At 60.3% G+C, this 14,206-nt stretch carries 13 protein-coding genes; 3 read left to right on the top strand and 10 right to left on the bottom strand.

What is annotated here, in order from left to right:
• The first annotated feature begins 100 nt into the window (after positions 1-100).
• Both ACIONG_RS11650 and ACIONG_RS11655 read left to right on the top strand, forming a co-directional pair.
• Positions 101-688 (top strand): phage tail protein, encoded by a 588-nt coding sequence (locus ACIONG_RS11650; RefSeq protein ID WP_103307298.1) that lies wholly within the window; start codon positions 101-103, stop codon positions 686-688.
• A gap of 54 nt (positions 689-742) precedes the next feature.
• Positions 743-1,054 carry a DUF6916 family protein gene (locus ACIONG_RS11655; RefSeq protein ID WP_103307297.1) on the top strand — a complete coding sequence of 104 codons (312 nt, stop codon included), beginning with the start codon at positions 743-745 and terminating at the stop codon, positions 1,052-1,054.
• Positions 1,055-1,070: 16 nt separating this feature from the next.
• Here the strand turns inward: ACIONG_RS11655 and ACIONG_RS11660 are convergent, their stop codons facing one another.
• Genes ACIONG_RS11660 through ACIONG_RS11675 form a run of 4 tightly spaced genes read right to left on the bottom strand, consistent with a single transcriptional unit; the run spans position 1,071 to position 5,770 of the window.
• Entirely contained in the window at positions 1,071-1,565 is a 495-nt protein-coding gene (locus tag ACIONG_RS11660) for a GNAT family N-acetyltransferase (protein ID WP_401299398.1), read from the bottom strand.
• A 12-nt stretch (positions 1,566-1,577) separates the two neighbouring features.
• Positions 1,578-3,674 carry a biotin/lipoyl-binding protein gene (locus tag ACIONG_RS11665; RefSeq protein WP_401299401.1) on the bottom strand — a complete coding sequence of 699 codons (2,097 nt, stop codon included), beginning with the start codon at positions 3,672-3,674 and terminating at the stop codon, positions 1,578-1,580.
• The gene (locus tag ACIONG_RS11670; protein WP_401299404.1) at positions 3,675-4,994 is read right to left on the bottom strand and encodes an efflux RND transporter periplasmic adaptor subunit; all 1,320 of its coding nucleotides are present in this window, start codon (positions 4,992-4,994) and stop codon (positions 3,675-3,677) included. It lies immediately after the preceding gene.
• Entirely contained in the window at positions 4,991-5,770 is a 780-nt protein-coding gene (locus ACIONG_RS11675; RefSeq protein ID WP_401299407.1) for an efflux RND transporter periplasmic adaptor subunit, read from the bottom strand. Before ACIONG_RS11675 ends, ACIONG_RS11670 begins: the two co-directional genes overlap by 4 nt.
• Positions 5,771-6,257: 487 nt before the next feature.
• On the opposite strand from ACIONG_RS11675, the gene ACIONG_RS11680 reads away from it, so the two are divergent.
• Positions 6,258-6,947, top strand: a complete 690-nt coding sequence (locus tag ACIONG_RS11680) for an NYN domain-containing protein (RefSeq protein WP_401299410.1) — start codon at positions 6,258-6,260, stop codon at positions 6,945-6,947.
• On the opposite strand, the gene ACIONG_RS11685 is transcribed toward ACIONG_RS11680, so the two are convergent.
• The 6 genes from ACIONG_RS11685 to ACIONG_RS11710 all read right to left on the bottom strand — a co-directional run bounded on the left by ACIONG_RS11685 (position 6,928) and on the right by ACIONG_RS11710 (position 14,199).
• Entirely contained in the window at positions 6,928-8,511 is a 1,584-nt protein-coding gene (locus ACIONG_RS11685; protein WP_401299413.1) for an efflux transporter outer membrane subunit, read from the bottom strand. The genes ACIONG_RS11680 and ACIONG_RS11685 overlap by 20 nt on opposite strands.
• Positions 8,508-9,578, bottom strand: coding sequence for an HlyD family secretion protein (locus ACIONG_RS11690; protein ID WP_401299416.1), 1,071 nt, complete (start codon positions 9,576-9,578; stop codon positions 8,508-8,510). Before ACIONG_RS11690 ends, ACIONG_RS11685 begins: the two co-directional genes overlap by 4 nt.
• 27 nt (positions 9,579-9,605) lie before the next feature.
• Entirely contained in the window at positions 9,606-11,144 is a 1,539-nt protein-coding gene (locus ACIONG_RS11695; RefSeq protein WP_401299419.1) for an MFS transporter, read from the bottom strand.
• 223 nt (positions 11,145-11,367) lie between these two features.
• Entirely contained in the window at positions 11,368-12,285 is a 918-nt protein-coding gene (locus tag ACIONG_RS11700; RefSeq protein WP_401299421.1) for a LysR family transcriptional regulator, read from the bottom strand.
• Positions 12,286-12,346: 61 nt separating this feature from the next.
• Positions 12,347-13,204 carry a hypothetical protein gene (locus ACIONG_RS11705; RefSeq protein ID WP_401299424.1) on the bottom strand — a complete coding sequence of 286 codons (858 nt, stop codon included), beginning with the start codon at positions 13,202-13,204 and terminating at the stop codon, positions 12,347-12,349.
• Positions 13,205-13,332: 128 nt separating this feature from the next.
• Positions 13,333-14,199: an ABC transporter permease gene (locus ACIONG_RS11710; RefSeq protein WP_401299427.1), complete on the bottom strand. Its 867-nt coding sequence runs from the start codon at positions 14,197-14,199 to the stop codon at positions 13,333-13,335.
• Positions 14,200-14,206 lie beyond the last annotated feature (7 nt).

Consider the following 14,206-nt stretch of genomic DNA (forward strand, 5'->3'; position numbering starts at 1 on the left):
GCTCTGGCGTGGCGAGACCTGGCCATGGCAGGTGAAGGCATCGGCACTGCCCGAATCCACGATTGGCCCGCCGACCACCAATCAAAAGGATGAGGATCTTATGGACGTTTACATGGGCACTGTTCTGACGTTTGCCTTCAACTACGCGCCCAGTGGATGGGCGCAGTGCAACGGGCAGTTGATGAACCTTTCGCAATACCAGGCGTTGTTTGCACTGCTGGGCACCACCTATGGCGGTAATGGTGTCCAGACCTTCGGACTCCCCAACCTGCAAAGCCGAATGCCGATCTGCCAGGGCAACGGCCCGGGCCTGACGCCGCGGGTGATGGGTGAAATCTCCGGCGCCGAACAAGTCACCGCGACCCTCAACAATCTGCCGAACCACACCCACACACTGGCGGGCCTCACCGCCAACACCACCGTGCAACTGGCCAACCCGGCGAGCAACCCGGTGGGCACGCCGACGGCGACCAATTCTTACATGGGCGCTTCGGGCACCGGTCCGGGGCTGGCCAATATCTACTCCGACGCGCAAGGCGCCTCCGCCATTCCCCTCAAAGGCGCATCGACTACCATCAGCGGCACGATCAGCCCCACCGGCAATGGCTTGCCGATGGCGATCATGAACCCGTATCTGGTGCTCAACTTCAGCATCGCCCTGCAGGGCATTTTTCCTTCGCGCAACTGACCGATCGCCGGGGGAGCCTTCTCCCCCGGCCTCCCAACTGGCTGGAGCGAGACCATGCTGCAAACGGTTAAAAGCGAACATTTCGAGGCGCTGCTGGGCCGTGTCGGCACCCTGCAATTGCCCGATGGCAGTGCGCTGCAAATCCACATCGGGGAACTCGAAGAAAACCCGCTGGCGAAAATGCGCTACAGCGAGCGCATGCCGTTCTGCGTCCAATTGAACAGTCTGGAACCGACTGAATTTGTCGACGGCTTGTGTGCCCTGGAGCTACCGGAACTGGGGCGGGTCGAAGGTATCTTCGTCTCACGGGTGCCACCGATGGGCCGGGACCCGGCGCTGGCTTACTTTCACGTCACCTTTAACTGACTCGTTTGCGTACGGGTTACTGGGGATACCAGACCAGACGTTCGGCGGCGGGATTGCTTTCTTCAACGGCAAAACCCAACGCCAGATAATGTCGGCGCGCGTGGGGATTGTTGGTCCAGACCACCGTCGCCACCGGGCAGCGAAGCTGTTGCGCGGCTTTCTGCACCCCTTGCAGCACGGCGCGGCCAAAACCCTGGCCGCGCGCCTGCGGGTTAAAGGCCAGATACAGCACGCGAATCTCGTTGGCGCCGAAATCGGTACTCAGCGCGCCGATGGCCGTGCCGAGTTTTTCCACCACGTAGTGCATGGCATTCGGGTAGTTGTCGCCCATACCCTGCTCCTGCACCTGAAACTGCTGGGCGACCACTTGTTGCACCCGCTCCTGCTCGCCGTCGATCCATTGCAGATCCGGCCGCGCCGTCTGATACAGGCTGTGCAGAAATGGCCCGTCGGTTGCCCGCGAAGGCCGCACCACCAATCCCTCAGCTGCCACTGCTGCGTTATCCGTCATCGCCACTCTCCGTTAGAAACCGCTTTCCCTGACCCCCAGCGCCGCCATCCGCCGCCACGCGACGCCCAACAATGACTCGCCGCTGCCCTGCAAAACCACCACACCGCGCAACGGTTGCAGCGGTGTCGCTGCTGTATCGAGCGCACTCAATCGCACGCCGTATTGCGCCTGCACGGGTTCCGCGCGTTGCTGTTGATCGCGGCGCACGGCAATCGGCCCGTGGTGATCGGAGGTCAATGCCTCCTGATCGACGTAAGCCACGCCGTTGGTGTCGATTTCATTCAGTTGCACGGCGAGCGCCGGGTGCATCGGGTCATCAGCGATGAAGCGGCCACTGGCGCCGGGCTTGACCCGCCACAACTCGGCCTCGGCCAGATAGCCGCGCAGGCGTGCGCCATCCTCGACGACCCGGGCCAATGCGTCCTTGGTCGACAGCCAGCGGCCAACCGTCAGGTTCGGCAGTAGATCCCGCACGCTGCCGGCATGCGGTGCGCGTAGCAGCAAGCGCTCGCGCTGGGCCGTCAGGCCTCGATACTCGGCGACGGCTTCGGCCAGCCGTTGCTCGACGATGCCGGCATCGGCGGCGGTTTCACTGCGACCGGCCTGACGCCGCATCAGCAACTGCTGGATCTGGATCTCGCGGCGGACAATTGCCAGTCGCGACTCAAGGTCCGGCGATTCAAGTTCGATCAGTACATCGCCCTGCGCGACTGTTGCACCGTCCTGCACCTTCACCGCTTTGACCCGCGCCGCGGTCGGCGCATGCAAGGCGCTGGCGCGCCCGGCCTCAAGCATCGTCGGCAATTCCACCGAGCTGCGCCACGGCACGATCAGCACCAGCAACAGCGCGAGTACCGCCAGACTGCTGAGCAACACCCGCGGACCATGCGCCTGCTCGCGGCGGGTCCACCACTGGCGCCACTCACGCATGATCGGCAAAAAGATGAACCACACCAGTTCCACCAGCATCAGGAAAATCCCCAACACCTTGAAGAACAGGTGATAGACCGCCAGCGCGATCCCGAAAAACAACGCCGCACGCCACAACCACGAGCCATACCCCCAGATCAGCAAACGCCGTTGCATCTTCGGCGACCAAGGCTCCGGCGCGGGTGCGCCATAGCCGAACAAAAACTCGCGCAAGCGCCAGCGACACAAGGCAAACGCGCGGCCCTGAAGGTTGTCGACTTCCCAGAAATCACTGATCAGAAAATAACCGTCAAAGCGCATGAACGGATTGAGATTGACCACCAGCGTGGTGATCCATGTTGCGCTGGCGAGCATGAACGCAGCCGTACGCCCCGGGCCATCGGGCATCAGCGACCACACCAGCAAGGCGACACACGCCAGCAGCAGCTCGGCCAGCACGCCGCCCGCCCCGATCAGCAACCGGGCGCGACGATCATTGACCCGCCAGGCATCACTGACATCGGTGTAGAACATCGGCAGCAGCACCATGAACGCCACGCCCATACTCTGCACCCGGCAACCGGCGCGTTTGGCCATAAACGCATGACCAAACTCGTGACACAGCTTGGCGAAAAACAGCGCCACCCCGAACGCCAGGGCGCCGCCGAGGCTGAACAGGTGCGGGAAGGTGCCAACAAACCGTTGCCAGTCCCGCGAGACCAGAAACACCCCCAGCGCCAACGTTGCCGGCAAACCGTAGCGCAGCAGGCGCGGACCGAAGCGTTCCAGCCACGGCCAGGCGCGATTGAGAAACGCGTCCGGGCGCCATAGTGGAATGCGGAAAAACAGATATTGATGCAGCAGGATTTGCCACAGGCTCTGTTTCTGCGCCAAGGCCTTGAGCCGATAACTGGCGCGTTGCTGATCATCCATGGCGCTGATCAATTCGTGACCGCGCAGAAACTCCAGCAACTGCTCAAGCTCGCCGTCCGCAAGCGGCAGACCCGGTTCGCGATTGGCAGCGCGCAAGACTTGTTCGGCATCGCCCAGCGACCAGTGACGCAACAGGCGCATCGCTGCCGCACCGAGTTTGAAATAGCGACCGCGCACCGGATCGGCCAGCGTCCAGCGCGGCGAGCCGTCCAATGCCGGCGCTGCGGGCGACAATTGCAGGTCGGCACGCAGGCTCGGCAGATGCATTTACAGGCCCACGCTCTGGCGCAGGCCGGCCAGTGGCCGACGCAGCAGGTACAACGCCAACGGTGCGCGATCGCCGAAGATTTTCGCGGTACCGCGCAGGCCGATGCGCGGTGGGGCATCGGCGAAATTGGCGTCCAAGCGGTACGCAAGTTGCCCGCCGGCGGTCGGTTGCGCCTCGTAGGCCGAGCGCTCCAGCGTGGCGAGGTGGCGCTTCAGCGGATCACTGTCGAGAAACAGCGAGACTTCGGCGCCAGGGTCCAGCGCGATCACATCGCCCACCGCCAGTTCGATGCGCAGTTCAGCCTGGTTCGGATCGGCGATTTCCATCAACCGCTCGCCGGTCTGCACCGGTTTGCCGGTCAAGCGCTCGGCATCGGCAAACACTGCGATGCCGTCGCGTTCGGCACGCACTTCACTGCGCTTGAGCAACTCGCGGGCGTAGTCGCGTTCGGCGCGTTTCTGCTCGGCGCGGGCGGCGAGCAAATCGACCCGCGAGCTGGATTCGGCATCGGCAAACGAGCGCTGGGAATTGGATTTCAGTTCCGCCTCGGCCACGCCCAATGCGCGTTCAGCGACATCGGCCTGGGCCCTGAGCGTGGTGTTTTCAAACCGCAGCAAGACGTCGCCGGTTTTCACCGTCTGATTGGGTTTGACCAGAAATTCGGCGATCACCCCGTCCAGCGGCGCTGCCACCACGCGCCCGCCCAGCGGCACCACTTCGGCCGGCGCCAGCACCGATTGGCGCACCGGGATCAGCAGTCCGAGCAATACGACGGCGACCAGCGCCACCTGCCGTTTGCGTGTCCAGCGCAGTCGCCACGGTTTGCGTGGTTGCAGCGCCAGCCAGGCATGGCTGTAGGTATCGCCCAATTGCGATAACAGCACTTGTTCGGAGGGATTCCACGGCACATCGCGGGCCAGCCATAAACCGCCGAAGACCTGACCGTCGCGATCAATCAACGGCAGCCAGAACACCTGCGCGGCAGACAGGCTGCGCCAATCGGCCTGGATCGAGTCGCTGACCATTTCTGGCGTAATCACCCGTGCCTGTTTCAACACGTCCTGCTTGAACAGCTGTGCCACGGCTTGCTCGACAAACGCCACGAACGGCGCATTCGGCTCTACTGCACTGACGCCTGTCACCGCTTGCACCTTGCCGGCGATCAACAGCGCCGCATGGCGAAAACCGAACAGCGACTGGCCGTCATTGACCAGGCTGTAGGCCAGTTGCGAAGCATCACGGGCGGCGCGGGTCTGGCGTTCGAGGTCGAGAAACCGCGCGAACACCTGCTCGGCGGTGCCGCTCACCGGCGCGTTCACTTAAGCTCCGGGAAACGCGCCGTGCCGCTCATGCCGGCCAGCAAGCCTTTGGCTTCGGGAAGTGTTGCGACTAGCAACAGTGTCTGACTGCCCTCATCGATTCGCGCGCCCAGGCGTTTAACCGTGGCATCGATCGGCTGGCCGGTTTCATCAGGGACGAAGCTGAAGGTCTGGCCGGGCTTGAGCCGAGCCATCCAGCGCGACGGCACCAGCAGATGAATTTCCAGGGTGCGGTTATCGACGACATCGAGCAGCGGCGCGCCGGCCGGTACGCTTTCGTAGCGCTGAACCTTGCGCTCCACCACTTGCCCATCGAACGGCGCGATCACGCTGCAGCGTTTGACCTGCACCTGATAAACCTGAGATTGCGCCTGGGTCTCGCTGACCTTGGCCTCGGCCCGCGCGACTTCGAAGCGGCCAACAGAATTGAGCGCGGCCAGTTGCTTGTTGTGCGTCAGCTCTTCACCGGCACCACGATTGGCGGCCTGCGCGGCATTGAGCTGGGCCTGATAGGCCGAGCAATCGAATCGCGCCAGGGTGTCACCCTTCTTGAACGACTCGCCCTCGCTGAACGGCAACTCGACAATCCGCCCCGACAACTCACTGGCCAGCGTCGCCTGATCGCGAGCGCGCAACACACCCCGGGCCTCACTGCTCGCGGCAACTGCGCCAGTCGCTGCGCTATCCAGCAGCGGATCGTCTGGCCCGGGCGTTTGCGCCTGAACCGTGCACGTTAAGAAGGTCAATCCGATAACCCAACCACGACAACGCGACATAACCGCTACTCCCTGACGGATGTGCGGAGTCTACGACAGCGGGGGTTAGCGTCAAGCGAAAGGCCAGTACTCCATGGAAATGTAATGTTTCAAAAGAGAGGGCTGCTCCATAGTTGTTTAAAAAAGGTAGGCAAACCTCCGACTTCCTACATGAGTTGAGGACACTACCAATTGCTCATTACGAAAATGGTGATAGACAAGCTACCTACGAGAATAAACGCAGGCCAAATGTACCTTTCTCTGCAACAACCTCTAATACAGAAGCCCTTAAATGGCTTGACCCCGGTTGGTATTAGCAACCAAAACTGGCGAGCCGGTGCTGGAGATAAACCAGCGGAGTGAGCCTGCAATTTTTTGGTGGTTGACCTGCATGACGCGCTCAATCTAGGATTGCCTTACTCAACCCCGTACGTAGCGATTCAGTTCGCTGGCAGTTGGGGATGAAAAAACCGGCCTAGGCCGGTTTTTTCGTTTCTGAGGATTTTTTGTGCGAACCGCATTTTTCGTTGATGGCTACAACCTGTTTTACGGCTTGCTCGCTGGTACACCCTATAAATGGCTGAACCTGCACAGCCTGCTGACGCACATAGCCTTCATCGAAAACCCTCAAAGCTCAATCGTATCGATTGACTATTTCACTTCTCCAATCAAACCCCAGTTGGCAACCCGTGGCCGCGTTTCCAAAGAGGCTCAGGATGCATACGTGAGGGCTTTGCGTGCCAGCAAGGTCGCCGTGCATTTCGGAAGACATCAATTAGAGCCAGCCAAAGCGCCAAGGTTTGTAGATAAAAACACCCATGCGTCACGTCAGGACAAAGTCGATATCTGGAAGCTGGAAGAAAAAGAAACCGATGTTCATATAGCAATCAGCATGTATCGCACCGCGAGCCGACAAACAATGCTCGAATGTGCCGAGAGTATTGATCAGATCATTCTGGTTTCCAGTGATACCGATATGACCCCTGCACTGAAGGCGCTTCGAACAGATTTTCCCGCCCTGATCATTGGAGTGATCCTTCCTTATCGGACGGGTTCTGTTCGCCCTCCTCCAGGTTCTTTGAAAGATAACTCGCACTGGTTGAGACGCGTTATTTCCAATGAAGAACTGCGACTTCATCAATTTCCAAACCGTGTGGCTACGCACAAAAAACCAGTGATCAAACCGGATTATTGGTAACCATTTTATCGATTGGATAAACAGACTCCCAACCCCCACCCAACGCCCGGTACAAGCCAACCATCGCCAGCGAAACCCCGGTCGAACTCTCCACCCACTGTTCCTGCGTCGCCAGCAACGCGCCTTGCACGGTGAGGACGTTGACGAAGTCGACCACGCCTTCGACGTATTGCTGTTGCGCGGTGCGCAGGGCGATCTGGTTCTGGCGTACGGCTTCCGCGAGGCTGCCTGCGCGGCGCTGGCTGGCGTTGTAGGCGGTCAGTTGATCGTCGATTTCATGCCAGGCGCGCAGCACGGTTTGCTGGTAGCCGATGGCGGCTTCCTGTTGCTGGGCTTCGCGCAGTTGCAGCATGCCGCGCAGGCGGCCGCCGTCGAACAACGGCAAGCTGAATTGCGGGCCGATGCCGAAGGCACGCGAGCCCCAGGAGCCGAAATCGCTGAGTTGCATGGCTTGCGAACTGAGGTTGCCGGACAAGGTGATGCGCGGATAGAAATCACCCTTGGCCACGCCAATGTTGGCGGTCGCCGCGTGCAGGCGCGCCTCAGCCTGGCGGATGTCCGGACGCCGTTCCGCCAGTTGCGACGGCAGGCCGATAGCAACTTGCAGCGGCGACTGCGGCACTGCGGCGTCTGTGGATAACTGTTTGGCCAAGGCCTGCGGTGGCTCGCCCATCAACAGGCTGATCGCGTTGATCAGCTGTGCTTGCCGTTGTTCCAGCGCAGGCAATCGCGACTCGATGGCGGCGACTTGCGCGGCGGCTTCGGCGACGTCGAGATCGGTCGCCACGCCGTCGTTCAGACGCAATTGCGAGAGTTTCAGGCTGTGCCGCGCCACGTCGAGGTTTTGCTCGGTGACGGCGCGGGTGTTCTGCACGCCACGCAACTGAATGTAGTTTTGCGCGGTGTCGGCAAGCACTGCCAGCAGCACACCGCGACGGTCGTTTTCGGCGACTTCGAGGTTGGCGTCGGCGGCTTCGGTTTCGCGGCGCACACGACCCCAGAAATCCAGCTCCCAGGACGCAGAGAAACCGGCGTCCCACAGGTTGAACGCGGAATCGCCGTTGTGCCCGGAGGGGTCGTTCAGGCCTTTGCCGCTGTTGCGTTCGCGGGCGTAGCTGCCAGTGGCGGCGATGCTCGGGTAGCGGTCGGCGCTGATCACCTGGCGTGCAGCGCGACTTTGTTGCAAGCGGCTGCTGGCCAGTTGCAGGTCGAGGTTGCTGCGCACGGCGCGTTGGGTCAGGGCCGAAAGTTGCGGGTCGTTGAAGACTTCCCACCAGCGTTCATTCAGGGGTTCGCTGACGGCCTGGCTTGGGGCGGATTTGCTCGGTTTGGCCCAGTCGGCTATTTGTGTGGCTTCGGGTTTCTGGAAGTCGGGGCCGACGGTACAGGCGGTGAGGCTTGCCATGAGCAAGGCACTCAAGGTGAGTGGCTGCAAATGGCCTAATCGCTGGCAAGCCAGCTCCCACAGGGATTGTGCAGGTTGACCGAATTGTTTCGTCCCAACGGTGGACCTTGTGGGAGCTGGCTTGCCAGCGATGGCGTCAGTCGATTCAACACTGTTCATCGCTGAGTCACCTCACGCACCGACGTCGCCGAACTGCGGGTATCGATACTCGCCTCCACCGACATCCCCACCCGCAAACGCTCGGCCAGCGGCTGACCCGGCGTCAGCACAATCTTCACCGGAATCCGCTGCACCACCTTGGTGAAGTTGCCGGTGGCGTTATCCGGCTTCACCGCCGCAAAGGTCACTCCAGTCGCCGGAGCAATACTTTCGACGCGACCGTTCAGGGCCTCGCCGCCGAGGCTGTCGACGCGCACTTGCACTTGCTGCCCTGGCTGCACGTCCGTCAGTTGGGTTTCCTGAAAATTGCCGACCACGTAGGCCTGCTTCAATGGCACCACCGCCAGCAACTTGCTGCCCGGCGTCACATACGCGCCGACCCGCACCGCACGCTCGCCCACCATACCGTCCTGCGGCGCAGTGATGCGCGTGTAAGAGAGTTCGAAACTGGCGATTTCCAGCGCCGCCTGGGCGTGTTTCAACGTGCCTTCAGCGGCATCACGCTGGGCAGTGAGAATGTCGACCTGCTTGCGCTCGGCCGCCAGTTTCGCCGTGGCCGTGTCGAGACGTGCCGTGGCCTGATCGATACGCGTGCGCGCCTGTTGCGCGTTCTGCACGGTACCGGCACCCACGCCGGCGAGATGGTTGTAGCGGTTCAGCTCCTGTTGGGCGAAGGCCATTTCGGCCTTGGCCGACACCACCGAAGCCTGCGCCTGCGCGATCACCGAGGTCTGGCGCTCCAGCGTCGCCTTGGCATTTTGCAGTTGTGCCCTCGCGACCAGCGTTTGTGCATCGGCGGCTTCAGCGGCGGCACGTAGATCTCGATCATCGATCAGCGCCAGCAACTGCCCGGCCTTCACTTGCTGGTTATCCTCCACCAGCACTTCCTTGATGAATCCGGCCACGCGCGGCACCACCAAAGTGAAATCAGCGGAAACGAACGCATCATTGGTGTTTTGCTGAGTACGTTTGCCAAACAGGCCCGGCACTGCCAGATACAGCAGCACGCCTACCGCCAGTGCAGCCGCCACGGCGACCGCGAGTTTTTGCTTTGCTTGAGTCGTCATAAAAACCTTCATTGTTCAGTACCGCAATCAGGTCGGCGCGCGCGGCGGAAAAATCCGCGTCGGCAGCCAGAAAATCAGCAGGATCAGCGCCACTGCGACGCCAGCCATGCACAGATAAAGATCGGAAGAAGTCAGCACCACGGCCTGTTCATGCAGGCGATGGGCAAGGCCCGGATCGCTGTGATCGGCCAGTGGCGAGTTGCCGAGGCTGTCGACCAACATGGTCGAGTGAAAATGCAGACGGGCCGTGGTCAGCGCCTCGATCACCCCGGTGGCCACCACCGCCGCGAGGCCTTTCACGCTGTTGAACCATGCGGAGGCAAACGGTCCATCCATTGGCTGGATGCTGCCGGTCGAGAGCATCAACAGCGGTAGCACCGACATCGGCTGGCCGAAGATCTGCAGCCATTGCAGAACGTAGAAATTGTCGCGAATCCACTCCGAGGTCAGCAGCGACCCACCGAGGCAGGACAGCGTCAGCATGCTCAAACCGATCCCCAGCACCCAGCGACAATCGACCCAACGCAGGTTGCACAGCGCCGCCACCAGCGGCAGCGCGATCAACTGCGGCAGCGCCGCAATCAGCATGATCGGCGCGGTCTGCACCGGGCGATAACCCTGTACTTGCGCCAGATAGCTCGACGGAATCAACACCACCGCCTGCAACACCACCAACACACCGGCCAGAGTCATCAGCGCGAACGACAGGTTGCGGATACCGAGCATCTGCAACTTGAAAAACGGAATCGGCTGCGACCACTCGTTGATCAGAAACGCCACCAGCAGCAGCGATCCCGAACCGAGCAGCGCGCAGATCAGGTTCGACTCGAACCAGTCCAGCCGATTGCCTTGCAACAGGCCGATCACCAGCATGCAGATCGCCGGAAACCCCAGCAGCAGGCCTTTCCAGTTGAACGCTTTGAGGCGCTCAAGGCGCAGCGGATCCTGCGGGATGCCGTAAGCGATCATGACCATGGCGATCAGGCACGGCACGATGATTTGCCAGAACGTCCATTGCCAACCGACATATTCGGTCCACAACCCGGCCAGCGGCGTGCCGAGCCCCGGACCAAAGGTTGCGGTGAGCGCGTAACCGGCCAGGCCATAAAGTTTGAAGTTGGGCGGCAGAAAGCGCAGGGCGACGGTCATCAGCATCGGCGGCAACGCACCACCGGCCAGGCCTTGCAGAGTGCGCATCAGCAGCAGGCTTTCGTAGTTCGGGGCGAATGGACAGAGCACGCCGAGCAGCGTGAACAGACTGATCGCGCAGAGGGTGAAACGGCGCAGCGAAAAGGTCACCGAACACCACGGCGCAAACGCCATGGCCGCCACTGAGGTGGCGGTGTAACTGGCGACCAGCCAGGTGCCTTCGTCGTAGCCGATGTTCAGCGCGCCGCGAATATCGGCCAGGGCGACCTTGGTCACCATCTCGTTGAGGCCCGACACCAGCACCGCCAGCAGCACGCCAACCAGGCCGATGATGATCCGCGCCCCGAACGCCGGTGGCGTGACCGCCGTGGCCGGGCTGGCCGCGGCGATGGGCGCCGTGACCGTCAGGGATGTCATGAAATAACTACTCCGGGGGAAAATACCGGAGCATCTTAGTCGGGCTTTCAACTGACGAAAATTGACTTATTGGCAGCTTATAAGTGCGTCAGACGCAATAATTAACCCCTGTAGGAGTGAGCCTGCTCGCGATAGCTCTGTGTCAGTCGACGCATGTATTGAATGACACACCGCCATCGCGAGCAGGCTCACTCCTACAGGGGGGTTTGTGTGATTTTCGGGATCAGGGCTGGGCAGCCAGCCAGGTCTCATCGCAACAAGTCTTGAGGGTTTCGCGCAGCCAACGGTGCGCCGGGTCCTTGTCGAAGCGCGGGTGCCAGGCCTGGGTCAGCATCATGGTCGGCAACGGGATCGGCAGGTTGAACGAGCGCAGCTTCAATCCCAACCGTCGCACGCTGAGTAGCGCTTCCTTGGGTACCGGCAAAATCAGGTCGGAGTCGGGCAAGGCAAACATCGCCGCGTGAAAACTCGGCGCGATCACCGCCACCCGCCGCTCCAGCCCCAACGCATTCAGCGCGGTATCAATCGGGCCGCGGGCAATACCCCGCCGCGACATGCTGATATGGGAAAACCCGGCATAGCGCTCGGCGGTGATTTCGCCTTCGAGCAGCGGATGATCTTCACGCACCAGACCGACGAAATGCGTGGAAAACAGGTTCTGCACTTTGACTTCTGGAGTGACTGGGCGGGTGTTGCTGACACTCAGATCGATACGCCCTTCGCGTAGCGCTTCGTCGTCACCGTCGCCCTCCGGGACGAAGCGCAATTCGCAGTGCGGGGCCTGCTGGTCGAGGGTGTCGAACAGCTTGCCGCCATACACGCCGATAAAAAAGTCGTTGGCGCGGATGCTGAAACGGCGGCGCAAAGTGCTCAGATCGACGTCGTCCGCCGAGCGAAACAGCAGCGCCGCCTGCTCGACCACATCGCGCACCTGTTCACGCAGCTCCAGGGCCTTGGGCGTTGGCACCAGCCCCCGGCCGGCACGCACCAGAATCGGATCGCCAATGGCTTCGCGGATTCGCGTCAGCGTACGGCTCATAGCCGCCGGGCTGAGGTTCATCCGCCGTGCAGCGCCAACCACACTGCCCTCGTCGAGAAGGGCGTCGAGGGCAACCAGAAGATTCATATCCGGGAGTTGCATGCTGAGCACTCGTAGCGGATCTGGATTGATCCGGACGCAATGCTAGCAGAGGGCTGAGCCCTTAGTTGTTGATCGGCTTCATTTCAAAATGCAATTCGTTGATGCGCTCTGCGAGAGGATCAGGGGTCTCCGCTATCCTTGGCAAACAGTCCTGTAGCTCAAGACTTTCCTTACTGGGAAGCGTCACTTCTTGCACGATGTCAGCAACACGAGGTCCGAAATAGAGGAAAGTTTCCGGAATAATCTCTGCAATTGAGATACGACGCTGCTCCGGCCCCACAAACAAAACGTGATACTGCTTTGAATCAACTCCAGCGCAATTGAAATTCGAACTGAAATCAGCCGCATGGGCGACTCTGTACAGGATCTGTAGACGTTTGGTCTCCGAGAAAAAATGGTCCACGTAAAACGCGCTCATACCTGTCATGAAACAAATCAGAGCGGCAGAAAAAATCACTGCCAATGGATTTTGATGTGTCTCGGACCAAAACTCACTGTCTCGTACTTTGACGAAAAGATAGATCGCGGCGACAACCGCCCCTGCAACCAGGGGCCAAAACAGAAAAATCATCAGTTGAATAACAGTACCGGCCACTAACGTCATAGGAAGGGCTGATGCATCAAAGGGAAAAATACTGTTGATATCACTTATCGCCTTCATTCTGGCAAAGTAGGTGGCTGCACCAATGAGTATCGTCCAGAAGAAAGCGGAGACTGCGTAATTACCGAAGTGTCTCAGAATCTTTTGTTCGATCAGAATTACGACGCCAAATATGGCAGCGATCATCGAAGCGCACGTTACGGCCAAAACCCAACCCGGTGTCAGCAGGTCATTTGAGGATATGACGAGGCTTGTAACAAAAAGAAAAAACGACAGTGACAAAACCCACCCTACAACATTGGGTTTACCTGCATTCATATTCGATTCAAACCCTTCTCTGGCCAAAGAAGAAATTCCTTTTAAATGTGGATTTCAATGCACCTTTAACGGCCCCCTGCCACAAAACTTAAACATTGAAATACCAACATAAAAGAAGCTTTAACCAATCAGCGCTGCATGCCCCAGCGCTTCACTGTCACCCGCTCCAGCGTGTCGAACACCAGATTCTCCACCAGCAAGCCGATCAGGATCACCACGGCCAGCCCGGCAAACACCTTGTCGGTGTACAGCTCATTGCGGTTCTGAAAGATGTACCAACCGAGTCCGCCCTTGCCGCTGGTTGCACCGAACACCAACTCAGCCGCGATCAACGTACGCCAGGCAAACGCCCAGCCGATTTTCAGCCCGGCGAGAATCGACGGCAGCGCTGCCGGAATCAGGATGAACAGCACAAAACGCATGCCCCTCAGCCCGTAGTTGCGCCCGGCCATGCGCAGGGTTTCCGACACGCCGAGAAACCCGGCGTAGGTGTTCAGCGCCAGCGCCCACAGCACCGAATGCACCAGCACGAAAATCAGACTGTTCTGCCCCAAACCAAACCACAGCAGAGCCAGCGGCAGCAAGGCAATCGCCGGCAGCGGATTGAACATCGAGGTCAGCGTGCTCAGCAGATCCCGTCCAAACTGAGTCGACACCGCCAGTGTGGTCAGGGCAAACGCCAGCACGATACCGATCAGATAGCCCTTGAGCAGCACCACCAAGGATATCCACACCTTGCCCAGCAACTCGCCGCTGAGCAGACCGTCGTACAGCGCATGGCTGGTCTGCACAAAGCTTGGCAGCAGCAAATCGTTGTTCTGCACCCGGGCGACGATTTCCCAAATGACCGCGAGCAAAATCAGAATCAGGCTTTTGCGCAGCCAGCCCTGTTGCCACAGCCGCTGGCTCAGCGGTAATTCGCGCTCGACCGGCACGCTGGTCAGCGGTTCGAGCACGGTTTCGAATTCTTCACGTACAGATGATGAATGGCTCATCGGGCTA

This window comes from Pseudomonas sp. NPDC087817 (assembly GCF_044742875.1).
In the GTDB taxonomy this organism is placed as follows: Bacteria; Pseudomonadota; Gammaproteobacteria; order Pseudomonadales; family Pseudomonadaceae; genus Aquipseudomonas.